Here is a 25,204-nt window from a genome sequence, read left to right as displayed (position 1 = left end):
CTCACGGTGACGTAAACGTAACGGGAACAGTTGAGAGGGCAACTGAACGCCTGCTCAATTGTGTCTGGATGTTGATTTGCAGTGAATTCAAGGCCGCCATCGCGAGCAAGCTCGCTTCCACAGTTGACCGCGTTCTCTCTGAAAGAATGCGATCCCTGTGGGAGCGAGCTTGCTCGCGATCGGGGCGACGAGTTTTCCCGTCTTGTTAAGCCGTCTTGCCCGTATGGTTATTCAACGAAATAACCTTGGTCTTGCCGATGCGGTGACGGTAGATCTCGCGCAGGTACTTGATCGATTTTTTCACGCAATCCCGGGACAGGCGGATGTCGTTGATCGAGACAAATTTTTCCTTGTCGTTGATCAGTTCACGGTACTTTTTCTCGTACATCGGCTTGATCGCGTACCAGTTGGTATCGAGGATCTTCGCCGGGTTCTCGAATTCGTTGAGCAACTCGTCGATCCGGTCTTCATCGAAATGTTCGTTGATGATGAAGTCGAGGATCGAGTTGTCCAGGGTCTCGTCGAAGCGGTACGGGTTTTTCGCGAAGCAGCGTTTGATGAAGGCCACGATCAGCGTCAGGAAATCATCCGACAGGCACGGGCTCTTGGCGATCAGGGTGGTCAGCGACAGGTTGGCCGAAGCACCGATCACCAGCGCGTAGCGCTTGAGTGTGGTGTTGGGGAACAGGCTGTTGAGATGAGTCTTCAACCGGTTCAAATCCATGTAGGACAGCTTGTAGTCCTTGGGCAGGGAAACGATCGACACCACCGACGAGCAATTCTTGAAGAAGTGCAGGTCATGCAGGGCCGCCGCGTCGTAGCCCGAGTTCTTGTACTGCTCCAGCGACGCGCGATAGCGCTTGGACTCGATCGGCAACAGGCTGATGCCTTCGATGGCCTGGGTGACCTTGTTGAAGTGCGGCAGGTCGATCGAACGGAAGAACAGATCGTCGATGTTCAGGCGCTGCGGCTCTTTCTCGAACACCTTGAATTTGTCGCTGCTCGGCGGCGGGGTTTCCGGCACCACGGACTCGGCGTAGGCAATCGCCACCGGGCCGGCCAGGCTCATGAACAGGTCGTTGGCGTCCAGGCGGATGGTTTCGCCGATGTCGATGCCGGCGCGACGGAAATAGTTCTGGTCGTAGTCAGTCGTAACCGCCTGCGCCGTCAGAATGTTGAAGATCTGCTGCGAGATGTACTGGTTGGCATGCTTCTCCATGGCATTGACATCAATGTTCTGGATATTGCCGTCATCGTTCTCTTCGGCGTAACGCATGATGTCGTTGGAGATCAGCATCATCGCGTTCCATGGGCGGATGCGGCCCATGACGCTGGCTTCGCTGCTGTCTTCATTGGCGAAGTTGTAGGAAAAGTCCCACTCTTCCGACAGGTATTTGCACAACAGGCGGCCGGCGTTGATGTGCAGCGCCTCGGACATTTCACTGCGGTGATCGGAAATGTTCGGCAGTACGCAGATGCCACTGGTGAAGATCGGTTCGAAGACGAAGGAGTGGCCGCTCTTGCTGTCGTGCTCGTCCATCGGTTTGGTGTCGAACGTCTTGTTCATGTACGAGTGCTGCTGAGCCAGGCCGAACTCCGAGGCCATGCCCGAACCGGTGCCGCCGCCAGCACTGAAGATCGAGAAATACAGGCGCGACTGGTTGGCCTTGATGCCGCAGCTGTCGATCAGGTACGAGTGAATCATTTTCCAGTCGGGGCTGGAGAAACGCTGGGTGTCCTTGTTCAGGATGATCTTGGCCAGGTACTGGCCGAGGATCGGCGCGTTACCGGCGCCACCAGCGTGGACTTCCGACAAGTCCATGATTTTCATCTTGCTGTAATCACGCAGGAAGCCGCTTTTTTCGCCCTTGCGCGAGAAGCGGATGCGGCCGGCGATGTCCTTGTCCAGGTCGCCGAGCATCACCAGCGGCTCGACCAGAAACACCGGCTTGGTGTTTTTGTTGTGGCCCAGGCGCAGGTTGTTGCGGATCCACTGGGCCGGGCTGTAGCCCTTTTCGGCAAAACGCTTGTCAGGCGACAGGCGATCTTCGTTGTTGAATTCGTTGAGGTAGAACTTGCGAGCGTTGTACACCAGCTCCGCCACGTCCAGCGCAATGTTCGAGCCGCAGCGGCCCAGGCCGATCAGGCACACCGACGGGAATTCCTGATCGCTGTGCTGTTCGCTGTCGCCTTCCAGGTGCGGTGCGCGCGGGAACACCATGTCGCGCAGGCCGTCGAGGTTGTCGAGGATGCGGTCGGTGTTGGTTTCTGTGAAGTAGAGGTATTGCTGGGTCGCCAACGGGCGCGATTGAGTCAATGGCTTCGGTGATGACGGGCTGTTGGCCGCGGGGCTCAACGTCAGATCGGTTACCGCAGTGGCCGGGTTGTTTTTAGAAGTCATTGTTCGCCATCTACCTGGGCTGATTGGTTGGCCGACTCGATGTCGTCGAACCGTCACGGAATACAATCGCGTCTTTTTTCAGCGCGTACTTGGACCATGCCTTGGTCGTTAGCCTGAGCATTGCTCGGGGTGAATCCTTTCCTAAGTCATGATGAATCGGCCAATATTCGGTGATCTTTAATCGAGAAGAGGCAAAATGATGTCAACGCTACCTTCGCTAGGGTTTGCCGGGATCGGCCTGATGGGGCTGCCGATGTGCCGGCGCCTGCTGGCCGCGGGTTATCCGCTGGCGGTATGGAATCGCAATCCGGGGAAGTGCAAGCCGCTGGTGGAGGCAGGCGCACGCCAGGTCGCCAGCCCGGCCGAACTGTGCCAACACGCTGACGTGGTAATGCTGTGCCTGGCGGATACGTCGGTCGTACGCGAGGTGGTGTTTGGTCCGGCAGGCGTTGTGGAGGGCGCAAAAAAAGGCCAGCTGCTGGTGGATTTCTCCAGCCTGGAGCCCAACGCCACGCGGGAAATGGCCGCAGAACTCGCCGGCAAAACCGGTATGGACTGGCTCGACACGCCGGTGTCCGGTGGCGTGGTCGGTGCCGAGGCTGGAAGCCTGGCGATCATGGTCGGCGGTGAAGTACAGGATCTGGAGCGGGTCCGGCCTGTCCTGTTGAGCCTGGGGCAGCGTGTGACGCACATGGGCGGCGTCGGGGCAGGGCAGGTGACCAAGGCCTGCAATCAGATGATCGTCGCCTGCAATGCATTGGTGATTGCCGAAGTGGTCGCGTTGGCGGAGCGTTCCGGGGTTGATGCCAGCCTGATCGCCGAAGCGCTGGCCGGCGGCTTTGCCGATTCGAAACCCTTGCAGATCCTGGCCCCGCAGATGGCGGAAAACCGATTCGAACCGGTCAAATGGCACGTGCGCACGTTGCTCAAGGATCTGGATACAGCGGTGAAGTTTTCCCGTGAACAAGGCTCGGCGACACCGATCAGCGGTCTGGCCGCGCAGTTGATGCGCCTGCATGGGAGTCAGGGTTTCCTTGAAAAGGACCCGTCTACATTAGTGCAGATGTACCGTGAGCCAGGCTCAGCGTCGTGACGGTGTAGGTGTCCTTGCGCTGGTTGATTTCGTTCAGCACCGGAAGCAACTCGGTCAGCGGCACCGGCCGGCTCAGCAGATAGCCCTGAACGAAGTCACAGCCGTGGTTTTCCAGGAATTGGTATTGCTCGAAGGTTTCGACCCCTTCGGTGACTACTTGCAGGTGCAGGGTATGGGCCATGACGATGATCGCCTGGACAATTTCCATGTCCTGGGTCGCCTTGGGAATGTCCTGGATGAACGAACGGTCGATTTTCAGCGTGTTGAGCGGCAAGCGCTTGAGGTAGGCCAGGGATGAATAGCCGGTGCCGAAGTCATCGATCGACAGCGAAACGCCGAGGGCGCGTATCTGCCGCAGCAACACCAGGGTGTTGGCGATATTGCCCATCAAGGCGTTTTCGGTGACCTCCAGTTCCAGCCGGTGGGGCTCCACACCGGAGACCCGCAATGCGTATTCGATTTCATCGGCCAGTTCTTCGCGCGCAAGGTTCAGGGGGGAGCAGTTCACGGCGATCTTCAGGTCTTCACAGCCCTGGCGCGACAACTCGCCCAGATCCTCGCAGGCCTTGCGCAGCACCCAGTTGTCCAGCTCGGCGATCAGGCCATTGGCCTCGGCGATGGCGATGAAACGATCCGGTACGAGGATACCGTGGACCGGGTGTTGCCAGCGGATCAAGGCTTCGAGCTTGCTGACCTGACCGGTCTTGAGGTCATAGATCGGCTGGTAATAGAGCATCAAACCGGTGTCTTCACGCAGGGCGTGGCGCAACTCTTCTTCCAGTTGCAGCTCGAGTGTGGCGCGGGTTTTCAGGTTGGCACTGAAAAAATTCAGCCCGTTGCGACCGCTGCCCTTGGACTGATACAGCGCCAGGTCGGCGTTCTTCAACAATTCCTCACAGGTCTTGCCGTCTTCCGGAAACAGGCTGATGCCGATGCTGGTGGTCATGACCATGCGCCTGCCGGCCAGCTCGATGGGCTCCTTCATCTTCAGCATGATTCGTTGGGCCATATGCCGTGCTTCTTCACGATCATGCAGGTCGATGAGCAGGCAGAACTCGTCTCCACCGAAGCGCGCGACCACGTCCTTGTGACTGCGAATCGAGCTCTTGATGTGCCCGGCAAGCACTTTGAGCAATTCGTCACCGGCATCGTGACCAAGGCTGTCGTTGATCCGCTTGAAATGGTCGATGTCCAGGAACAGGACCGCCAGCATCCCGCCTTCGTTGGTTTTCTCGATGAGTTTTTCAGCGAAGATCTGGTTGAACCCGCGGCGGTTGATCAGATTGGTCAGCGCGTCGTAGTGCGCCACCTGTTGCAGCGACATGCGCGCCTGGTCCAGTTGGCTGAGCAGGGAGTTGACCCGTTGCAGGTCGTGGTCCTTGTGTTGCAGCTTTTTGTCCGCCAGTGCCGCGCTGATGCTGCTGCCGATGATCAGCAGGGCCATGACGGTCACGGTCAGTGCCAATTGCAGGTGGCTGTGTTCGCCGGATTGCACCGGCAGGCTGTCGCTGGGCAGCACCAGGTTGAAGGCGGCCATGGCCGTGAGGTGCATACAGAGGATGCCCGCCCCGAGCAACAGGCTGGCGCAGTATTTGAAAAGCTGATGCAGCATGCCGGTGCCGTCGCGCAGATACCATGCCAGCAACAAGGCGGCCAGCGCGGCCCCGATCGCGATCGCGATGGACAAGGCGAACAGGCCCGGATGGTAATAGACCGAGGCATTGGAGTGCATGGCCGTCATGCCCACGTAGTGCATGGTCGTGATGCCCAGGCCGACTCCGATCGATGCCTTGAGGCACCGCTGCAAGCTCAAATCCGGGAGGCTGAGGGTATGCATTGCCAGCCACGCGGCGAGCAGCGCGATGGTCAGCGAGAACAGCGTGACAGGCAGTTGGTAGTGAAGGTCGATGGGCGCCTGGAAGGCCAGCATCCCGACGAAGTGCATGGCCCAGATACCGCCGGCCAGGCATCCGCTGCCCACCCAGCGCCAGAGCGCCTGGGACGCGGATTTCTCAGCGTGAGCAACCCGTTCGGCCATGTCCAGTGTCGCGAAACAGCCGACACAGGCGACCAGATAAGCCAGCAGCACCAGAAAAGGGTCATGTGTGCAATTAAGTATGACCTGCCCGCTCTCTGGTAGCTCGGTAATGAAATGCAAACCAAGCCACTCCATAGCATGCCCCATCGTTATCCCTCAGGCCGGCGCAAGCAGCGACGGCGAATGCCTTGGAGTATAGAGGGCGTAGATGGAGCGCAAGCGGTAGTGGCACATTGGTGCCAATGATTTTGACATTAGACTAATAGCGATTAGTGCTAGTAGTCAGGCGATTTGCTTCTGAGGCGTCTCGAACGCGGGTTGCAGGGCCGGCAAACCGAAAGCGGCGCGGGCCGCATCGCAATCGGGATTGGCCAGGCCATCGACCCAGGAAGCGTCGAACTCCCGACAGGTGCTGGAGCGTTTTTCGTAAATCGAGCACTGCACCGTACTGCCCACGTCTCCGACCAGACTGGTGCAGCGCACGGGTTTGCAGCCGGTGCCGAGCATCGCGACCCGACTGGGGCTGATCTGTTCGACAAGCTCATCGGGTACCGTCCCCCCGGATGAGGCGCATTCACCCCAGAAAAATGACACGCGAAAATGAGAACAGCAGGCACCGCAATTCAGACACGGACTGGCTTCGGACATGGGCGATTATCTAAGGAGGAGTGGAGACACAGGGGGGGAAACAAGGCCGCTATTCTAGGCTTCGCCAACGGCTTGGGAAGGGGGGCTCAAAGGTATTTTTCATCGACCGGACGGGCTGCGAAATACCCGCTCCGCGAAAGCTCCTACAAGTTGCGTCCCATGGGTTGGTATCAGCCTGGCGAATAATGAAAGACAGTCGTGGCCGGCCTGTCTAGATTGCAAAGTCCGGGGGCAGTGACGCCCCAAAAACAATAAAAGAGACGGACCCATGCAGAACTCGACCCAAGCGGCCAATGCCTGGCGCATTCTGTTCCTGTTGTTCCTGGCCAACCTGTTCAATTTTTTCGACCGCACCATCCCGGCCATCATCATCGAGCCCATTCGCATGGAATGGCACCTCAGTGACTTTCAGTTGGGGATCATCGGTACGGCATTCACCATCGTCTACGCCATTGCCGGCTTGCCGCTGGGGCGCATGGCCGATACCGGCTCGCGCAGCAAGCTGATGGGCTGGGGGCTGGCGGTGTGGAGCGGGTTGACGGCCGTCAACGGCATGGTGGGCAGTTTCTGGAGCTTCCTGATCGTGCGCATGGGCATTGGCATCGGCGAGGCCAGTTATGCGCCGGCCGCCAATTCGCTGATCGGCGACTTGTTTCCGGCTCACCGCCGGGCGCGGGCCATGGGGGTCTTCATGCTGGGGCTGCCATTGGGGCTGTTGCTGGCGTTCTTCACCATCGGCGCGATGGTCAAGGCCTTCGATAGCTGGCGTGCGCCATTCTTTATCGCGGCGGTGCCCGGGCTGATCCTGGCGATCTTCATGTTTTTCATCAAGGAACCGAAACGCGGCGCTGCCGAGAGCGTTCAGGTTTCGCAGGAAAAAATCGATCGGCCGATCCGGCGGGTACTGGCTGTGCCAACCTTCCTGTGGCTGGTGATGGCCGGTCTGTGTTTCAACTTCGCCACCTATGCCTGTAACTCCTTTCTGGTGCCAATGCTGCAACGCTATTTCCTCATGCCGTTGCAGGAAGCCGCGGTCGCCACCGGGGTTATTGTCGGCGTGACCGGTTTGGTCGGCCTGACCCTCGGTGGCTGGATCGCCGACAAGATTCACCAGCGTGTCGCCAACGGACGGCTGTTGTTTGCGGCCTTCAGCCTGGTGATTTCGACGGTTTGCACCGCGTGGGCGCTGCATTCCGGGCGAATCGAGATCGGCGTGTTTGTTGCCGTGTTCAGTCTCGGTTGGCTGTTCGCCTACAACTTCTATACCTGCGTGTACACGGCGATTCAGGATGTGGTCGAGCCGCGATTGCGGGCAACGGCGATGGCGCTGTTTTTTGCCGGGCTGTACCTGTTGGGCGGTGGCCTGGGGCCGGTGGTGGTCGGGGCCTTGTCGGATCACTTCGCCCACACGGCGATGCTCGCGGCGGGCGCGGAGCAGATGAGTGAGGCGTTTAAGGCGGTCGGCCTGCATGACGCGATGTACCTGATTCCGGTGGCGCTGTTGTTCACCGTGGTGTTCTTGTTCCTGGCTTCGCGGTGTTTCGTGCGCGATGCCAAGCGGATGAAGGAAGGGCTGGTGGCGGTGGTTGAGCCTGAAGGTTCTGCGGTGACTGCTTAACCGCTATCGCGAGCAGCAGCACTACTGAAATTGAAGTAAATAAAAAGGCCCGCATCACTGCGGGCCTTCTTTTTAAGCAGGGTGGAGCAGGGGATTAACCCGCCACCAACACCCGAATCGCTTCCAGTCGCAGCGCAGCCTTGTCGAGCATGGCCAGGCCTTGCTCGCGTTGTTTGCGCAGGGCCACCAGTTCGCTGTCGCGCACGGTCGGGTTGACCGCTTGCAACGCGGTCAAGCGCGCCAGTTCTTCCTCGGTATCGGCGGCCAGTCGACGCTGCGCCTCGGCGACACGTTCAGTGTGGCGCGGCAGGATCTTCGCTTCACCGGCGTTGATCCGTGGCGTCAGTTGGTCACGCTGGGCCTGGATGAACTTGTTGGCGCTGGCACGCGGCACGCTTTCGAGCTGGTCGTTCAAGGTTTCGAACGACACGCGGGCCGACAGGTCGTTGCCGTTGGTGTCGAGCAGGCAGCGCAGGGCGGCCGGCGGCAGGTAGCGGCCCAGTTGTAGTGAGCGAGGGGCAACCACTTCGCTGACATACAGCAGTTCCAGCAACACGGTGCCCGGCTTGAGTGCCTTGTTCTTGATCAGCGCCACGGCGGTGTTACCCATGGAGCCGGATAGCACCAGATCCATGCCGCCCTGAACCATCGGGTGCTCCCAGGTGATGAACTGCATGTCTTCGCGAGACAGCGCCTGGTTACGGTCGTAAGTGATGGTCACGCCTTCGTCGTCGCCCAGCGGGAAGCTGGCGTCGAGCATTTTTTCGCTCGGCTTGAGGATCAGCGCGTTTTCCGAATGGTCTTCGCTGTCGATGCCGAAGGCGTCGAACAGGGTTTCCATGTAGATCGGCAGCGCGAACTGATCGTCTTGCTCAAGGATATCTTCTACCAGCGCATCGCCTTCGCCCGCGCCACCGGAGTTCAGCTCCAGCAAACGGTCGCGACCAGTGTGCAGCTCGACTTCAAGACGCTCACGTTCGGTGCGGGCTTCGTCGATCAACGCTTGCCACTCGCCATCGTCGGCTTCTTCGAGCAGCGGCAGCAGGCGTGGGCCGAACTGGTGCTGCAAGGCGTTGCCGGTCGGGCAGGTGTTGAGGAATGCGTTCAGCGCTTCGTGGTACCACTGGAACAGACGCTCTTGCGGGCTGGTTTCCAGGTACGGCACGTGCAGTTCGATGATGTGCTTCTGGCCGATCCGGTCCAGACGACCGATGCGCTGTTCCAGCAGGTCCGGGTGGGACGGCAGGTCGAACAGCACCAAGTGATGGGAGAACTGGAAGTTGCGACCCTCACTGCCGATTTCCGAGCAGATCAGCACTTGTGCGCCAAACTCTTCGTCGGCGAAGTAGGCGGCGGCGCGGTCACGCTCGAGGATGTTCATGCCCTCGTGGAACACCGTGGCCGGGATGCCGGAACGCACGCGCAGGGCGTCTTCCAGGTCCATGGCGGTTTCGGCGTGGGCGCAGATCACCAGTACTTTGGTGCGCTTGAGCATCTTCAGTTGATCGATCAGCCACTCGACGCGCGGGTCGAACTTCCACCAGCGTTCTTCTTCGCTGGCGTCCGGTTGGGCCTGGAAGCTGACTTCCGGGTACAACTCGGCGTGATCGCCCAACGGCAGTTCGAGGTATTCGTCCGGGCACGGCAGCGGGTACGGGTGCAGCTTGCGCTCCGGGAAACCCTGAACGGCGGCGCGGGTGTTACGGAACAGCACGCGGCCGGTGCCGTGGCGGTCGAGCAACTCACGCACGAGGCGCGCGCTGGCTTCGGTGTCGCCATCGTTGACGGCAGCCAGCAGGGCTTCGCCTTCGTTGCCGAGGAAACCGTGGATGGTCTTGTGGGCTTGCGGCGACAGGCGCCCCTTGTCCAGCAACTCCTGAACGGCTTCAGCCACCGGGCGATAGTTTTCGCTCTCGGCGCGAAAGGCTTGCAGGTCGTGGAAACGGTTCGGGTCGAGCAGGCGCAGACGAGCGAAGTGGCTGTCCTGGCCCAGTTGTTCCGGGGTGGCGGTCAACAGCAGCACGCCGGGAATGGTCTCGGCAAGTTGCTCGACCAGGGAATACTCAGGGCTGACCTGATCTTCGTGCCACACCAGGTGGTGAGCCTCGTCGACCACCAGCAAGTCCCAGCCCGCCGCGAACAGCGCGTCCTGGGCTTTCTCGTCGTCCACCAGCCACTCAAGCGCGACCAGCGCGAGCTGGGTGTCTTCGAAGGGGTTGCTGGCATCGCTTTCGATGAAGCGTTCTTCGTCGAACAGCGCGACTTGCAGGTTGAAGCGGCGGCGCATCTCGACCAGCCACTGGTGCTGCAGGTTCTCCGGAACCAGGATCAGCACGCGGTTGGCGCGGCCCGAGAGCAATTGGCGATGGATCACCAGACCAGCTTCGATGGTTTTACCCAGGCCCACTTCGTCGGCCAGCAGAACCCGTGGCGCGATACGGTCGGCGACTTCGCGGGCAATGTGCAACTGGTGCGCGATCGGTTGCGCACGCACGCCGCCCAGGCCCCAAAGGGACGACTGCAATTGGCGGCTGGTGTGTTCCAGGGTGTGGTAACGCAGGGAGAACCAGGCCAGCGGGTCGATCTGGCCGGCGAACAGACGGTCGCTGGCCAGGCGGAACTGGATGAAGTTCGACAGTTGGGTTTCCGGCAGGGTGACCACTTCGTTCTGCCCGTTGAGGCCGTGGTAAACCAGCAGGCCATCGACGTCGTCGACTTCGCGAACGGTCAGCTTCCAGCCTTCGAAGTGAGTGATGGAATCACCGGGCGAAAACCGCACACGGGTGAGGGGCGCATTCCTTAGCGCGTACTGGCGAGTGTCGCCAGTGGCCGGATAGAGCACGGTCAACAAGCGGCCGTCCTGTGCCAGAACGGTGCCTAAACCCAGCTCGGCTTCGCTGTCACTGATCCAGCGTTGCCCCGGTTGATACTGCTGCGCCATGCTGCCTGACTCCCACCTGAAAAAGCGGGCTATCTTAACGGAATGAGGGCTTCAGGGCCAAAGGACTCTCAGAAAAACTCACAGTCATACGTTAGCCCACCTGTGCATGACGCGCCGCTCATCGCACTAATGAGTGCCAAATGAGTCACAGTTTGCGACCGATGGCTCAAGTCGCCATCCCCGCAGCCGACAGCCTGCTGACAGGAGACTGAAAACCATGCTGCCACCGATGCTCCCCTTGAGTGCCGTGCCGATCACTTCACAGACCGACCCGATCCGTCAGCGTCCGGATATTCCTCCGGTGGTGCCGGTGCAGGAAAGCTCCAGTGAAAGCACCATCGACCTGCAAAAGCGCAATCCTGAAGAGGACGGGCTGGTGCTGCGCGAGGAGCAGCGCCGCAGGCAGGAGCAGGAGCGGCGGCGTCGCGAGGCTGACGATGACCCCGAGGCTCACCTGGCGATTCCCGGTGATGAACTCAATGCCGACAACACCGTGCCGGTGGCGCCACTGATGGAAGATCAGCCGCGGCAGGGGCTGTGGGTCGATATCGAGATTTGAGCGCAGGCTGGTCAGCACGGCCGTCAGGCCGCATTATTGGCGCAGGGTTGCCGAACGCTACGGCGGCTTAAACTCATTTCAAGCGATGCACTGACCGCCATGAGCCAAGACGACAAACTGATTGACCTCAATGCTGAACGCGCCAAGCGTGTTCATGACCTCAATGACAAGCGGCTCAATGAAGTTCGCCAGGCGTTCGAGCAGGCCATGCCGTTGGGCAAGGCCAAAAAAAAGCCGAAGAACAAACCGAAAAAGCGCTGAAATCCCTCGCACTCATTGATGCGGGTCAAACTTCTCCCTTCCTCTTGCCCAGTCTCGGGCGACATTGATCCCGGTCAATATTCTCTCCTGCCCGTTTGGTTAACTTAGCTCTATCGCAACAGGGCAGGTACAGGAGACGCGTCATGTTTTTCGACAACGTGGTGATCGCCGGAGTGCTGACTGTCAGCCTCATGTTTGTATTTTTCGCAGGGTTCGGACTTTTTATCTGGAAGGATTCGCACAAGCGGAAATAACCGTAGTTCTTTCTGGATGCAATGAGCACGCAAGGCATTTTGGGCAACTTCGGTTGCCCTTTTTTTTGCCTGTAAAACTCTATCGATACACGCAAACCCTGTGGGAGCTAGCTTGCTCCGGGCGGCGTTCCGACGATGAGGCCATAACATTCAGCATCTATATTGGCTGTAAGGCCGCTATCGCGAGCAAGCTCGCCCACATTTGATTTGTTGTGTTTGGAAGTAGCTGGATCGAGTAGGAGGCGGGGTTGCCCCCGCCGTCCTCTCACACCACCGTACGTACGGTTCCGTATACGGCGGTTCCTGCCTACTGACAAACAACGTCAGCGAGCTTGGTTCCGTTGATGTGTCGCCTGCGGTATCTAAGCGCCCAGACCGGCCCTCGGAGCTTCCGGCTCCTACCTCCTAATGGTCTTGACCTCCGCTACGCGGAGTTTCTGCTTTACGCTCCAACAGAGATCACACCCGACTATCCACTCATGGCAGGTTCAGCCCTTCATTACTCCGGTTTCGAGCAACTACTACGGCCTCTGCTGACTTCTGTCACCCATCCCGTCATCTCGCGACGCCGGTAGCACATGGCAGGCTAAACAGATCTCCCAGGGTAATTCGCGCGACCTTCCTGCTTATGCCTGTCGGATCTACGTCGCAGCGTTCCGTGCAAGTATCGGGCTTTGAAGATATTGGCCTTCTTACCCCGCTGCGCCGCCTCTATCCGCTTCCTGTTCGTCAGGCCAGCATTTTGCCTCGGGCTTCCTTCGGATTCGCAGTCACCCGCGACACCCTTGCCTCTGGCTAACACTTCCCCTTGCCGGGTGTGTAGAGGACTTTCACCTCCAAGTCACCAGCGTGGCCACCACAGCCAAGCTGGTTGCGCTTACGCGCAACGCGCCATGCCTGGCGCACCAATAAAAAAGGCGCGTTCCTTGCGGAGCGCGCCTTTTCTTGTTTGGCGGTGTATCAGCTGCCAAGGGCCTTCGAGGCCAGCCAGAACAACCCGGCCGACAGGGCCACGGTGGCTGGCAGGGTCAATACCCAGGCCAGCAGGATGGTTCTGACGGTGCCGCTTTGCAGGCCGCTCTTGTTGGCGACCATGGTGCCCGCCACACCCGAGGACAGCACGTGGGTGGTGGAAACCGGCAGGCTGAAGATGTTCGCCATGCCGATCAGGCTGGCGGTGGTGATCTGCGCGGACATGCCTTGGGAGTAGGTCATGCCTTGCTTGCCGATCTTCTCGCCAATGGTCAGTACCACGCGTTTCCAGCCGACCATGGTGCCCAGGCCCAGGGCCAGTGCAACCGCCAGGATCACCCAGAACGGAGCGTATTCGGTGGTGGTGGTCAGGTCCTTGCGCAGCTTGTCCAGGTCAGCCTTTTCACGGGCCCCGAGAGTCGGCAACTTGCTGACTTTCTTCGCCGTGTCGTCCAGGCAGAGCAGGTAACGACGTACTTCGATGCGGCTTTCCGACGGCAGCGAGTGGTAGTCGGCTACACCCTTGAGGGTGCCGAGCAGGGCGGTGATGGTCGGTTCGGTCTGTTGCGGGTTGCAACGGAACTTCTCCGGCAGATCGCCTTCCACGCTCTTGCCCAGGGCCAGGAACTCGCCCAGGGTTTCAGCATTACGCTGGTAGAACTGGCTCAGGTGCAGCGTGGCGTCGCGAGTCCGCTCGATCTGATAGGTCGTGCTGTTCAGGTCGAGGACGAACTGCGCTGGCACGATACCGATCAGGACCAGCATGATCAGGCCGATACCTTTCTGGCCATCGTTGGAACCGTGCACGAAACTCACGGCCATGGCCGAGATCACCAGTACCAGGCGATTCCAGAACGGCGGGTGTTTCTTGTCGTCGATCTTGCGGCGCTGTTCCGGCGTCTTGTGCATCTTCGACAGCGGACGCCACCATTTAAGACCGATCAGGATCAGCGCTGCGATCAGGAAACCGGCCATTGGCGAGAACACCAGCGAGGCGCCGATATCGATCGCTTTCTGCCAGTTCACACCGTCAGCCAGCGGAATATCGTTGATCAGGGCGTTGGCCAGGCCGACACCGAGGATCGAACCGATCAACGTGTGGGAACTGGACGCGGGAATACCGAAGTACCAGGTGCCCAGGTTCCAGGTAATGGCGGCGGCGAGCAACGAGAACACCATGGCCAGTCCGTGACCGGTGTTCACATTGATCAGCAGTTCTACCGGCAGCAGGTGGACGATGGCATACGCCACGCCGACCCCGCCCAGCAGCACGCCGAGGAAGTTGAACACACCGGAGAAGAACACCGCCAGATGAGGCGGCATGGCTTTGGTGTAGATAACGGTCGCCACCGCGTTAGCGGTGTCATGAAAGCCATTGATGAACTCGAAGGCGAGGACAAAGGCCAGGGCGAGCAAGAGGCTTACAAGCACCCAAGCATTCAGTCCGCTGAATAAATCGATCATGAAGGTTTTCTGACCCGGTCATAAGGGGGCGCGATTATGCCAGAAAAGACTGCTAATCAATGCACTAGCTGCTCATCGGTAACATTCTTCAACGAATTTTTTTGCCGCCGCACCTGAAAACCCACGGTTTTGCTGCGTTTTTTAAGTCATTGATTTAATTGAAAAAATATACTGTCACAAAACCTTCACGGCCCGGTAAGAGGGGCTTGAACAGTTGTGAGAAAAATCTGAGAAATAGGTCAGATACCGGAAATCTACCGGATTCGACGACGGTGATGGCCGCTGCCCGCTCGTAGCGGGCGCGAAAGGCAGCATCAATACATCCCGCTTTTAACGGGTGCAGAGGCAGGCCCTTATAAGGATCAGGCCGAAGCAGTCATGGCTCTTCGGCTTTGAGTTCCTTTTCCATTTTTTGAATTTCCTGCTGGAAAACCTGATCCTGAACGGTGGCGCGTTTACGCCAGGGTTTGCGTTCCGGTTCGGGTTGAGCGGCGTAAGTGGTGACTTCTCCGCCGTAAACTTCCTTGTAACGTTGTTCCTGGCGCTCTAGTTCCGCGCGCAGTTCGTCTTTCGTCACAGTGCTACCTGATTGAGTTGGGATAAATTCTGGTGAAAACGCGCTGCATCAAATCGTTTGATCACGTTTGTCGAATGGGCAATGCCCGTCAAGGCATCGTTTTTGGCAACAACGTGATCAATACTTCCATGTCACAGGCGGCCACGGCACCAGAGATAAACAGCTGACGTAGCTTCAGTTTCCTGTTTCGGCAAGCGCATCGACAAGGCTGTGCAATGCGGATCTGGCGCTTGCAACGGGCAACGGCGATGGAACATCACATTGCCGGGCAACGGGTTCGGCAAGTAAAAAACCGAAGCGCTACTGAATTGTATTATAGCGGCCGATTCGAAGAACACTATCTCCAAAGAGTTAAAAGTTGTTCTTGGTGTGTGACCGTTTTGTTGCTCGCAACTTTACGATTAAGTGGAGCGTCGACTGATAGCAGATCGCTGCGATGTCTTTCTGATGCCATTAAGTCAGGCAAGTTGCGGTAATTGGATTGCCCCATTAAGTCCTGTGTCGAGTCGGCGTAAACATGGGGTCGTGAGTCGGCGAAAAAAACGGGCGTCGGCGGATCCGGTTATTCATATGGTGGATTGCGATTATCGGTCGAGCGTTCGATAATCGCACGGAGTTGACGGGTCGGGCTTGAGCGCCAGGCGCCAGCCCTTTGTAATAGTCGCTGATCCGAATGGGTAAAAGGACCTTGTATGAACGATCAAATGCGTAATTCCTTCGCTTCAGTGGCTCCTCCCATCGTTGCCTCACCAGCCAAACGGATCCAGGCACTGACCGGCGACCCGGATTTCATGACGTCCCTGGCCCGTGGCCTGGCCGTGGTGCAAGCGTTCCAGGAGCGCAAACGGCACCTGACCATCGCCCAGATCAGCCACCGCACGGAAATTCCCCGCGCCGCCGTGCGCCGTTGCCTGCACACCCTGATCAAACTCGGCTACGCCACCACCGACGGCCGCACCTATTCGCTGCTGCCCAAAGTGCTGACCCTCGGCCATGCCTATGTGTCATCGACGCCGCTGGCGGTTTCCGCCCAGCCGTACCTGGACCGCATGAGCGAGCAACTGCACGAGGCCTGCAACATGGCCACGCTGGAGGGTGATGACATTCTGTACATCGCCCGCTCCGCGACCACCCAGCGCCTGATTTCGGTGGACCTGTCGGTGGGCGGGCGCTTGCCGGCCTACTGCACGTCGATGGGGCGGATCCTGCTGGCCGCGCTGGACGACACCTCGCTTGGCGAATACCTCGACCACGCCGAATTGCAAGCCAAGACCAGCCGCACGATCCACACCCCCGAGGCGTTGCTCGAATGCCTGCAAGAAGTACGACTGCAAGGCTGGTGCATCGTCGACCAGGAACTCGAGCAAGGGCTGCGTTCGATTGCCGTCCCGGTGTACGACGCTTCCGGGCAGGTGGTTGCGGCCCTCAATGTCAGCACCCATGCGGGGCGGGTCAGCCGCAATGAACTGGAACAGCGTTTCCTGCCCGGTTTGTTGAGCGCCAGCCGCGACCTCAGCGCGCAGTTGTTTGCCTAAGCTGTTCGATAAACGCACAGAGATGTGTTTATCGAATTGACGCTGTTTCCTCCGGATCATTACTGTCGCGGCTTCGTCAGCATCTGCTGACACCGTTCGACTGCGATCCGTGGAATAAAAATAATGAACCAGCCTCAGTCTGCTGTAGGAAACTGCCTCGACGTGCAGTCCTTCATCAATGCCCAACCCATTTCGCGCTACCAGTGGCGCGTGGTGATCCTGTGTTTCCTGATTGTCTTCCTCGATGGCCTCGACACCGCGGCCATGGGATTCATCGCTCCGGCCCTGTCCCAGGACTGGGGTATCGACCGCGCCAGTCTCGGCCCGGTGATGAGTGCGGCGTTGATCGGCATGGTCTTCGGCGCTCTGGGATCGGGCCCGTTGGCTGACCGCTTCGGGCGAAAAGTCGTGCTGGTCGGTGCGGTGCTGTTGTTCGGCGCCTTCAGCCTGGCCTCGGCCTACAGCAGCAATGTCGATCAATTGCTGGTGTTGCGCTTCCTGACCGGCCTGGGTCTGGGTGCCGGCATGCCGAACGCCACGACCCTGCTGTCGGAGTACACACCGGAGCGCAAGAAATCCCTGCTGGTGACCAGCATGTTCTGCGGTTTCAACCTCGGCATGGCCGGCGGTGGATTCATCTCGGCCAAACTCATTCCGGCCTTTGGCTGGCACAGCCTGCTGCTGATCGGCGGGGTTCTGCCGCTGATCCTCGCCGTCGTTTTGCTGCTCTGGCTGCCGGAGTCGGCGCGTTACCTGGTGGTGCGCAACCGCGGTACGGACAAAGTGCGCAAGGCACTGGCGCCGATCGACCCGACGGTGGTGGCCCAGGCGTCCAGTTTCAGCGTGCCGGAACAGAAAACCGTGAAGGCGCGCAATGTGTTTGCAGTGATCTTCTCTGGCACCTACAGCACCGGCACCTTGCTGTTGTGGCTGACCTACTTCATGGGCCTGGTGATCGTTTACCTGCTGACCAGCTGGCTGCCGACCCTGATGCGTGACAGTGGCGCGAGCATGGAGCAGGCTGCCTTCATCGGCGCGCTGTTCCAGTTTGGTGGCGTGCTGAGTGCGGTGGGCGTGGGCTGGGCAATGGACCGGTTCAATCCGCACAAGGTCATCGGCACTTTCTACCTGTTGGCCGGGGTGTTTGCCTACGCGGTAGGGCAGAGCCTGGGCAACATCACAATCCTGGCGACCCTGGTGCTGGTGGCCGGGATGTGTGTCAACGGTGCGCAATCGGCAATGCCGTCACTGGCGGCGCGGTTCTATCCGACTCAAGGGCGGGCCACCGGCGTGTCGTGGATGCTCGGCATCGGCCGCTTCGGTGCCATCCTCGGTGCGTGGATGGGCGCAACGCTGCTGGGGCTGGGCTGGAACTTCGAGCAAGTGCTGACGGCGCTGGTGATTCCGGCGGCGCTGGCAACGACGGCGGTGGTGATCAAGGGCATGGTCAGTCATGCGGATGCGACCTGAGGCCTGTCCGATTCTTCATTGAGTGTGCAGACCTCTTCGCGAGCAGGCTCGCTCCCACAGGTGATCGCATTCCTCTGTGGGAGCGAGCCTGCTCGCGAAGCTTTTGGGGATCGGTAGCCAAGCAACAATATGTTCGATAATCGAACGCTTAGTCGATTATCGGATTGTTTGGCGTTTTGCACGGGCTTAATCTTCAGTCATTCCGGCGCTGCGCATCGGCGCCTTCTTCCACTGTCGGTTAACAATAAACGGGAGCCTGCCCCAATGGCTGAAATCCTTTCGCTGCACGACGCGGTGAAGCAATTCGTAAACGACGGCGATACGGTCGCGCTCGAAGGCTTTACCCACCTGATCCCGACGGCGGCGGGTCACGAAATCATTCGCCAGGGCAAGAAAGACCTGACCCTGGTGCGAATGACCCCTGACTTGATCTACGACCAGTTGATCGGTGCCGGTTGTGCCCGCAAGCTGATTTTCTCCTGGGGTGGTAACCCTGGCGTAGGTTCGCTGCACCGTCTGCGTGACGCCGTAGAGAAGCAGTGGCCCCACGCGCTGGAAATCGAAGAACACAGCCACGCCGACCTGGCCAATGCCTACGTCGCCGGCGCTTCCGGCCTGCCGTTCGCGGTACTGCGTGCCTACGCCGGTTCCGACCTGCCGAAGGTCAATCCGCTGATCAAATCCGTCACTTGCCCGTTCACCGGCGAAGTGTTGGCCGCCGTGCCTTCGGTGCGCCCGGACATTACCGTGATTCACGCGCAGAAAGCCGACCGCAAGGGCAACGTGCTGCTCTGGGGCATCCTTGGCGTGCAGAAAGAAGCCGCCCTGGCCGCCAAGCGCTGCATCGTCACCGTTGAGGAAATCGTCGACGACCTCAATGCACCGATGAACTCCTGTGTATTGCCAACCTGGGCCTTGAGCGCGGTTTGCCATGTACCTGGCGGTGCGCATCCGTCCTACGCCCATGGTTACAACGAGCGCGACAACCGCTTCTACCAGGCCTGGGACCCGATTGCCCGCGACCGTGAAACCTTCACCGCGTGGATCAACGAATACATCCACGGCAGCGCTGACTTCAGCGAGTTCCAGGCCAAACTGGCCGCCGCTTCGGAGGCGAAGTAATGACTTACACCACCAATGAAATGATGACCGTCGCCGCCGCTCGCCGTCTGAAGAACGGTTCGGTGTGCTTCGTCGGTATCGGCCTGCCGTCGAAAGCAGCCAACCTGGCGCGCCTGACTTCCTCGCCTGATGTCGTCCTGATCTACGAATCGGGTCCGATCGGTGCCAAGCCAAGCGTACTGCCACTGTCGATCGGTGACGGTGAACTGGCGGAAACCGCCGACACCGTAGTTCCTACCGGCGAGATTTTCCGCTACTGGCTGCAGGGCGGGCGCATTGACGTCGGCTTCCTCGGCGCGGCGCAGGTCGACCGTTTCGGCAACATCAACACCACTGTCGTGGGTGATTACCACGCGCCGAAAGTCCGTCTGCCGGGTGCAGGTGGCGCGCCGGAGATTGCCGGTTCCGCCAAGAGTGTGTTGATCATCCTCAAGCAGTCGTCGCGCTCCTTTGTCGACAAACTCGACTTCATTACCTCGGTCGGCCACGGCGAGGGCGGTGATTCGCGCAAGCGTCTCGGCCTGCCAGGCGCCGGTCCGGTGGGGATCATCACCGACCTGTGCATCATGGAGCCGGAAGAGGGCACCCACGAATTCGTGGTCACCGCACTGCACCCGGGCGTGACCCGCGAGCAAGTGGTTGCGGCCACCGGTTGGGCGATTCGCTTTGCCGACCATGTCGAGCAAACCGCCGAGCCGACTGAAGTCGAGCTGACCGCGCTGCGCGACCTCGAAGCTCGTACCGCCGCCGCACACGGCCAAGCCCCCGGAGAAGCGTGATGCGTGACGTTTATATCTGCGACGCGATTCGTACCCCCATCGGCCGTTTCGGCGGTGGCCTGTCGACGGTGCGTGCCGACGACCTGGCTGCCGTGCCAATCAAGGCCTTGATGGAGCGCAACCCGTCGGTGGACTGGAACGCCGTGGACGAGGTGTTCCTCGGCTGCGCCAACCAGGCCGGTGAAGACAACCGCAACGTCGCGCGTATGGCGCTGTTGCTGGCCGGCCTGCCGGAAACCATTCCCGGCGTGACCCTCAACCGCCTCTGCGCTTCGGGCATGGATGCCATCGGCACCGCGTTCCGCGCCATCGCCAGCGGCGAGATGGAGCTGGCGATCGCCGGTGGCGTCGAGTCGATGTCCCGCGCACCGTTCGTGATGGGCAAGGCCGATGCAGCGTTTTCGCGCAACATGAAGCTCGAAGACACCACCATCGGCTGGCGCTTCATCAACCCGTTGATGAAGGCCCAGTACGGCGTGGACGCGATGCCGCAGACCGCTGACAACGTGGCCGACGATTACAAGGTGTCCCGCGCCGATCAGGACGCGTTCGCCCTGCGCAGTCAACAACGCACGGCCGCCGCGCAAGCCGCCGGGTTCTTCGCCGAAGAAATCGTTGAAGTGCGCATCACCCACAAGAAAGGTGAAACCGTGGTCAGCCAGGACGAGCATCCTCGCGCCGACACCACGCTGGAAGCCCTGACCAAACTGAAACCGGTCAACGGCCCCGACAAGACTGTCACCGCCGGCAATGCCTCGGGTGTGAACGACGGTGCTGCCGCGTTGATCCTGGCTTCGGCCGAAGCGGTGAAGAAACACGGCCTGACTGCCCGCGCCAAAGTACTGGGCATGGCCAGCGCCGGTGTTGCCCCGCGAGTGATGGGCATCGGCCCGGTGCCAGCGGTGCGTAAACTGATCGAGCGCCTCGGTGTGGCGGTCAGTGAGTTTGACGTGATCGAACTCAACGAAGCCTTCGCCAGCCAGGGCTTGGCGGTGCTGCGTGAACTGGGGATCGCGGACGACGCGGCCCAGGTCAACCCGAACGGTGGCGCGATTGCCTTGGGTCACCCGTTGGGCATGAGCGGCGCGCGACTGGTGTTGACCGCGTTGCATCAGCTGGAAAAAACCGGTGGCAAGAAAGGTCTGGCGACCATGTGCGTCGGTGTCGGCCAAGGTCTGGCTTTGGCGATCGAGCGCGTCTGACGCGCTCTGAAGACTTATAAGAACTGAGGAATGTTTCATGACTGACAAGCCTGGTTACCGTCGTCCGCAGGAAGGCACTCAACCGCCGTACCTACATCCGACCTACCAATCAACCAACCTGCGCTCGCCGTCGAAACCGTTGGTGTTCCTGCCCCATTCGTTGTCGGAAATTACCGGTCCTACCATTGGCGCCGAGCGCGTCAATGAGAAGGACAATGACCTGACTGCCCAGCATGACGCGGAACCTCAGGGTGAACGCATCATCATCCACGGCCGCGTTCTGGACGAAAACGGTCTGCCAGTACCCGGGATTCTGGTGGAGATCTGGCAGGCCAACGCCGCCGGTCGCTACGCCCATGTCCGCGACCTGCACGACGCACCGCTGGACCCGAATTTCACCGGCACCGGCCGCACCGTGACCGACGCCGATGGCTGGTACCAGTTCCAGACCATCAAGCCTGGTGCGTATCCGTGGGGCAACCACCACAACGCCTGGCGCCCGGCGCACATCCATTTCTCGCTGTTCGGGCCGAGCATCCTGACGCGCCTGGTGACGCAGATGTATTTCCCGGGCGACCCGTTGCTGGCGTACGACCCGATCTACAACTGCGTGCCCGATACCAGCGCCAAAGAGCGCTTGATCGCCGCGTTCGATCTGGAAAAAACCATCCCTTCCTATGCCCTAGGTTATCGCTGGGACATCGTTTTGCGCGGCCGCGACGCCACGCCGATGGAGAAATAAGATGACGCTGACTGCGACCACGTCCCACACCGTCGGGCCGTATTACCACATCGGCCTGACCTGGCTGAACCGCGAAAACCTGACCGTCGAACAAACCCTGGGCGAGCGCGTGGCGATCACCGGGCAAGTGGTCGACGGCAATGGCGACATCGTCAACGACGCGATGCTGGAAGTCTGGCAGGCCAACGCCGCCGGCAAGTACGACCATCCGGAAGACGACCAGGACAAACCCCTGGACCCGAACTTCGAGGGCTTTGGCCGGGTGCCGGTGGATGCCGAAGGGCGTTTCCGTTTCACCACCATCAAGCCGGGTATGGTCGAGGGGCTCAAAGGCACGACCCAGGCACCGCACCTGGTGGTGCTGGTGTTTGCCCGTGGCCTGGTCAAGCACCTGCTGACGCGGATTTACTTTGATGGCGAGGCGGCGAACGTCAACGATCCGTTGCTGGAATGCGTGCCGGCTGAGCGTCGCAATACGCTGCTGGCCAAGCAGGATGCGTCGGGCGTGTACCAGTGGAACGTGATTCTGCAGGGCACCGATGCCGAGACGGTGTTCTTCGATTATTGAGTGAACACATAACTTGTGGCGAGGGAGCTTGCTCCCGCTGGCTTGCGAAGCGAGCCCAAACCCGGCTATCACGGTAAATCAGGCAGACCACATTGGCCGATTTTACGACTGCTTCGCAGCCGAGCGGGAGCAAGCTCCCTCGCCACAAGAGGTTGTGTTGGCTTCAGCTGTTGCATCTGCGGATCGGGATTGTTGCAAAGTGTGTCTAGACTCTCACTGTCCCCATTGAGTGAAAAAACAATGACAACACCCACAGCTCCTATAGCTCTTTATACGGGCGAAGAACGCAACAAGCGGATCTTCGCTATTGTCGGTGCCTCGTCCGGCAACCTGGTCGAATGGTTCGACTTCTACGTCTACGCCTTCTGTGCGATCTATTTCGCACCTGCCTTTTTCCCGTCCGATAACCCTACGGTGCAGTTGGTCAACACCGCTGGCGTGTTTGCCGCCGGGTTCCTGATGCGACCGATTGGTGGCTGGATTTTCGGGCGCTTGGCGGACAAGCACGGGCGCAAGAATTCGATGTTGATCTCGATTCTGATGATGTGCTTCGGCTCGCTGCTGATCGCTTGCCTGCCGACCTACAACAGCATCGGGGTCTGGGCACCTATCCTGCTGCTGTTCGCCCGTTTGCTGCAAGGCTTGTCGGTGGGCGGTGAGTACGGCACGACCGCGACCTACATGAGTGAAGTGGCGCTCAAGGGCCAACGCGGGTTCTTCGCCTCGTTCCAGTACGTGACCCTGATCGGCGGTCAGTTGCTCGCGGTGTCGCTGGTGGTGATCCTGCAACAGTTCCTCACCGAAGATGACCTGCGTGCCTACGGCTGGCGGATACCCTTCGTGGTGGGTGCCATGGCGGCGCTGGTTTCGCTGTATCTGCGTCGTTCGCTGAAAGAAACCACCAGCAAGGAAATGCGCGAAAACAAGGACGCCGGCAGCATCAGCGCGTTGTTTCGCGACCATAAAGCCGCGTTCATCACCGTGCTTGGTTACACCGCTGGTGGCTCGCTGATTTTCTACACCTTCACCACGTACATGCAGAAGTACCTGGTGAACACCGCCGGCATGCCGGCCAAGACCGCCAGCTACATCATGACCGGCGCGCTGTTCCTCTATATGTGCATGCAGCCGATTTTCGGCATGCTCGCCGACAGGATCGGCCGGCGTAACTCGATGCTCTGGTTCGGCGCCCTCGGCACGTTGTTCACCGTACCGATCCTGTTGAGCCTGAAAAGTGTCAGCAGTCCGTTCCTGGCCTTTGTGTTGATTACCCTGGCGCTGGTGATCGTCAGTTTCTACACCTCGATCAGCGGTTTGGTAAAAGCTGAAATGTTCCCGCCGGAAGTGCGTGCGCTAGGTGTCGGCCTGGCGTATGCGGTGGCGAATGCGATCTTCGGTGGTTCGGCGGAATATGTGGCCTTGAGCCTCAAGGCCGTGGGCATGGAAAACTCCTTCTACTGGTACGTCACGGTGATGATGGCGGTGGCATTCCTGTTCAGCCTGCGCCTGCCGAAACAGCCGAAGTATCTGCAGCAAGACCTTTGATCTTCACGCGCGGGTCGTAAAGGCCCGCGCCTTCAGGAACTGTTTATGAACCAGCGACCGGGCAATCAATTGTTCGATGCCTATTTCACTGCCCGCGATATGCGTGAGGTGTTCTGCGATCAGGGCCGTGTCCAGGCCATGCTCGATTTCGAAGCGGCACTTGCCCGGGCCGAAGCGCGGGTCGGGATGATTCCGTCGAGTGCTGTCGCGCCGATTGAAGCGGCTTGTCGTGCCGGGCTTTACGACTTTGCGGCGTTGGGCGAGGCGATTGCCACGGCCGGTAATTCGGCGATTCCGTTGGTCAAGGCGCTGGGTAAACAAATTGCGGCCACCGATGTCGAAGCCGAACGCTATGTGCATCTGGGCGCGACCAGCCAGGACGTGATGGACAGCGGCCTGGTGCTGCAACTACGCCGGGCGCTGGAACTGATCGAAGGAGACTTGGCACAACTGGGGCAGACCCTAGCGTCCCAGGCCCAGCGCTACGCGACCACGCCATTGGCCGGACGCACCTGGCTGCAGCATGCGACGCCGGTCACCCTCGGTATGAAGATCGCCGGCTGGCTGGGGGCGGTGACCCGCAGTCGCCAACGCTTGGCCGAACTCAAACCACGCCTGCTGGTGCTGCAATTCGGCGGTGCGTCCGGAACCCTTGCGGCCCTAGGCGACCAGGCCATGCCGATAGCCCGGTCGCTGGCCGAAGAGCTGCAACTGACCTTGCCCGATCAGCCGTGGCACACCCAGCGCGACCGCGTGGTGGAGTTCGGCGCCGTGCTCGGCCTGATCGCCGGCAGCCTCGGCAAACTCGGTCGCGACATCAGCCTGTTGATGCAAACCGAGGCTGCCGAAGTGTTCGAACCTTCGGCGCCGGGTAAGGGCGGTTCCTCGACCATGCCGCACAAACGCAATCCGGTGGGCGCGGCGGTGTTGATCGGCGCGGCGACTCGCGTACCCGGTTTGCTCTCGACGCTGTTCAGCGCCATGCCCCAGGAACACGAACGCAGCCTGGGCCTGTGGCATGCCGAGTGGGAAACCCTGCCGGAGATTTGCTGCCTGGTGTCGGGCAGCCTGCAGCAAGCGCTGTTGATCGCCCAAGGGCTGGAAGTGGATGCCGAGCGCATGGCGCGCAACCTCGATTTGACCCGGGGCCTGGTGCTCGCCGAAGCAGTGAGCATCGTCCTCGCGCAGCGGGTTGGGCGCGATACCGCGCATCATCTGCTGGAACAATGCTGCAAACGCGCCGTGGCCGAACAACGTCACCTGCGCGCGGTCCTCGGCGACGAACCGCAAGTGACCGCCGAACTGTCGGCGGCTGAACTCGATCATCTGCTGGACCCCGCCCATTATCTCGGTCAGGCCAAAACCTGGGTCGAGCGGGCGGTGGCTGAACATTCTGCATTGACTGCCTGAAGGAG

20 protein-coding genes are annotated in these 25,204 nt (G+C 60.1%); 14 read left to right on the top strand and 6 right to left on the bottom strand.

The genetic code is table 11. The features are described 5' to 3' along the window. Positions 1-205: 205 nt before the first annotated feature. Positions 206-2,401 (bottom strand): hypothetical protein, encoded by a 2,196-nt coding sequence (locus tag KGA96_RS25425; RefSeq protein WP_046043987.1) that lies wholly within the window; start codon positions 2,399-2,401, stop codon positions 206-208. Positions 2,402-2,597: 196 nt separating this feature from the next. Here KGA96_RS25425 and KGA96_RS25420 point away from each other — a divergent pair, with 196 nt between their 5' ends. After that, on the top strand, positions 2,598-3,494 hold the full coding sequence (locus KGA96_RS25420) for an NAD(P)-dependent oxidoreductase (protein ID WP_046043989.1): 897 nt from the start codon (positions 2,598-2,600) through the stop codon (positions 3,492-3,494). On the opposite strand, the gene KGA96_RS25415 is transcribed toward KGA96_RS25420, so the two are convergent. Further along, complete coding sequence (locus tag KGA96_RS25415; RefSeq protein WP_311132827.1) at positions 3,451-5,667, bottom strand: putative bifunctional diguanylate cyclase/phosphodiesterase; 2,217 nt, start codon at positions 5,665-5,667, stop codon at positions 3,451-3,453. The two genes, KGA96_RS25420 and KGA96_RS25415, sit on opposite strands and share 44 nt — an antisense overlap. Before the next feature lie 147 nt (positions 5,668-5,814). Continuing rightward, positions 5,815-6,180: a YkgJ family cysteine cluster protein gene (locus tag KGA96_RS25410; RefSeq protein ID WP_046043993.1), complete on the bottom strand. Its 366-nt coding sequence runs from the start codon at positions 6,178-6,180 to the stop codon at positions 5,815-5,817. A gap of 268 nt (positions 6,181-6,448) precedes the next feature. Between KGA96_RS25410 and KGA96_RS25405 the strand changes: the two genes are divergently transcribed. After that, complete coding sequence (locus KGA96_RS25405; protein WP_046043994.1) at positions 6,449-7,798, top strand: spinster family MFS transporter; 1,350 nt, start codon at positions 6,449-6,451, stop codon at positions 7,796-7,798. Positions 7,799-7,892: 94 nt separating this feature from the next. On the opposite strand, the gene rapA is transcribed toward KGA96_RS25405, so the two are convergent. Next, positions 7,893-10,739, bottom strand: a complete 2,847-nt coding sequence (gene rapA, locus KGA96_RS25400) for an RNA polymerase-associated protein RapA (protein ID WP_046043996.1) — start codon at positions 10,737-10,739, stop codon at positions 7,893-7,895. Positions 10,740-10,956: 217 nt separating this feature from the next. Here rapA and KGA96_RS25395 point away from each other — a divergent pair, with 217 nt between their 5' ends. From KGA96_RS25395 to ccoM, 3 genes are all read left to right on the top strand, one after another. Further along, a complete protein-coding gene (locus KGA96_RS25395) occupies positions 10,957-11,298 on the top strand; it encodes a hypothetical protein (RefSeq protein WP_046043998.1) in 342 nt (113 codons plus the stop codon). A gap of 99 nt (positions 11,299-11,397) precedes the next feature. Continuing rightward, positions 11,398-11,559: a hypothetical protein gene (locus KGA96_RS25390; protein ID WP_008016476.1), complete on the top strand. Its 162-nt coding sequence runs from the start codon at positions 11,398-11,400 to the stop codon at positions 11,557-11,559. Between the two features lie 143 nt (positions 11,560-11,702). Then, complete coding sequence (gene ccoM / locus KGA96_RS29785) at positions 11,703-11,813, top strand: cytochrome c oxidase subunit CcoM (protein WP_007976669.1); 111 nt, start codon at positions 11,703-11,705, stop codon at positions 11,811-11,813. A 960-nt stretch (positions 11,814-12,773) separates the two neighbouring features. On the opposite strand, the gene KGA96_RS25385 is transcribed toward ccoM, so the two are convergent. After that, a complete protein-coding gene (locus KGA96_RS25385; RefSeq protein ID WP_046041436.1) occupies positions 12,774-14,249 on the bottom strand; it encodes an inorganic phosphate transporter in 1,476 nt (491 codons plus the stop codon). A 376-nt stretch (positions 14,250-14,625) separates the two neighbouring features. Beyond that, a complete protein-coding gene (locus tag KGA96_RS25380; protein ID WP_008054177.1) occupies positions 14,626-14,826 on the bottom strand; it encodes a hypothetical protein in 201 nt (66 codons plus the stop codon). Positions 14,827-15,518: 692 nt separating this feature from the next. On the opposite strand from KGA96_RS25380, the gene pcaR reads away from it, so the two are divergent. From pcaR to KGA96_RS25335, 9 genes are all read left to right on the top strand, one after another. Then, the gene (gene pcaR, locus KGA96_RS25375; protein WP_008054175.1) at positions 15,519-16,361 is read left to right on the top strand and encodes a pca regulon transcriptional regulator PcaR; all 843 of its coding nucleotides are present in this window, start codon (positions 15,519-15,521) and stop codon (positions 16,359-16,361) included. Between the two features lie 123 nt (positions 16,362-16,484). Then, positions 16,485-17,831, top strand: coding sequence for an MFS transporter (locus tag KGA96_RS25370; protein ID WP_046041439.1), 1,347 nt, complete (start codon positions 16,485-16,487; stop codon positions 17,829-17,831). Between the two features lie 264 nt (positions 17,832-18,095). Further along, a complete protein-coding gene (locus tag KGA96_RS25365) occupies positions 18,096-18,953 on the top strand; it encodes a CoA transferase subunit A (protein WP_008054173.1) in 858 nt (285 codons plus the stop codon). Continuing rightward, the gene (locus KGA96_RS25360; RefSeq protein ID WP_008054172.1) at positions 18,953-19,732 is read left to right on the top strand and encodes a CoA-transferase subunit beta; all 780 of its coding nucleotides are present in this window, start codon (positions 18,953-18,955) and stop codon (positions 19,730-19,732) included. Before KGA96_RS25365 ends, KGA96_RS25360 begins: the two co-directional genes overlap by 1 nt. Continuing rightward, positions 19,729-20,934: a 3-oxoadipyl-CoA thiolase gene (gene pcaF, locus KGA96_RS25355; RefSeq protein WP_191630530.1), complete on the top strand. Its 1,206-nt coding sequence runs from the start codon at positions 19,729-19,731 to the stop codon at positions 20,932-20,934. Before KGA96_RS25360 ends, pcaF begins: the two co-directional genes overlap by 4 nt. A gap of 37 nt (positions 20,935-20,971) precedes the next feature. Further along, positions 20,972-21,676: a protocatechuate 3,4-dioxygenase subunit beta gene (pcaH, locus tag KGA96_RS25350; RefSeq protein WP_046041442.1), complete on the top strand. Its 705-nt coding sequence runs from the start codon at positions 20,972-20,974 to the stop codon at positions 21,674-21,676. A gap of 1 nt (position 21,677) precedes the next feature. After that, positions 21,678-22,244, top strand: a complete 567-nt coding sequence (gene pcaG, locus KGA96_RS25345) for a protocatechuate 3,4-dioxygenase subunit alpha (protein WP_046041444.1) — start codon at positions 21,678-21,680, stop codon at positions 22,242-22,244. A 240-nt stretch (positions 22,245-22,484) separates the two neighbouring features. Then, complete coding sequence (locus KGA96_RS25340) at positions 22,485-23,789, top strand: MFS family transporter (RefSeq protein ID WP_046041446.1); 1,305 nt, start codon at positions 22,485-22,487, stop codon at positions 23,787-23,789. 45 nt (positions 23,790-23,834) lie between these two features. Continuing rightward, on the top strand, positions 23,835-25,199 hold the full coding sequence (locus tag KGA96_RS25335; protein WP_046041447.1) for a 3-carboxy-cis,cis-muconate cycloisomerase: 1,365 nt from the start codon (positions 23,835-23,837) through the stop codon (positions 25,197-25,199). Positions 25,200-25,204 lie beyond the last annotated feature (5 nt).

The sequence above is a fragment of the Pseudomonas sp. GL-R-26 genome, from assembly GCF_019947365.1.
Classification (GTDB): Bacteria; Pseudomonadota; Gammaproteobacteria; order Pseudomonadales; family Pseudomonadaceae; genus Aquipseudomonas.
Note: the sequence above shows the minus strand (reverse complement) of the source record. Positions and strands in the feature narration are given on the sequence as shown.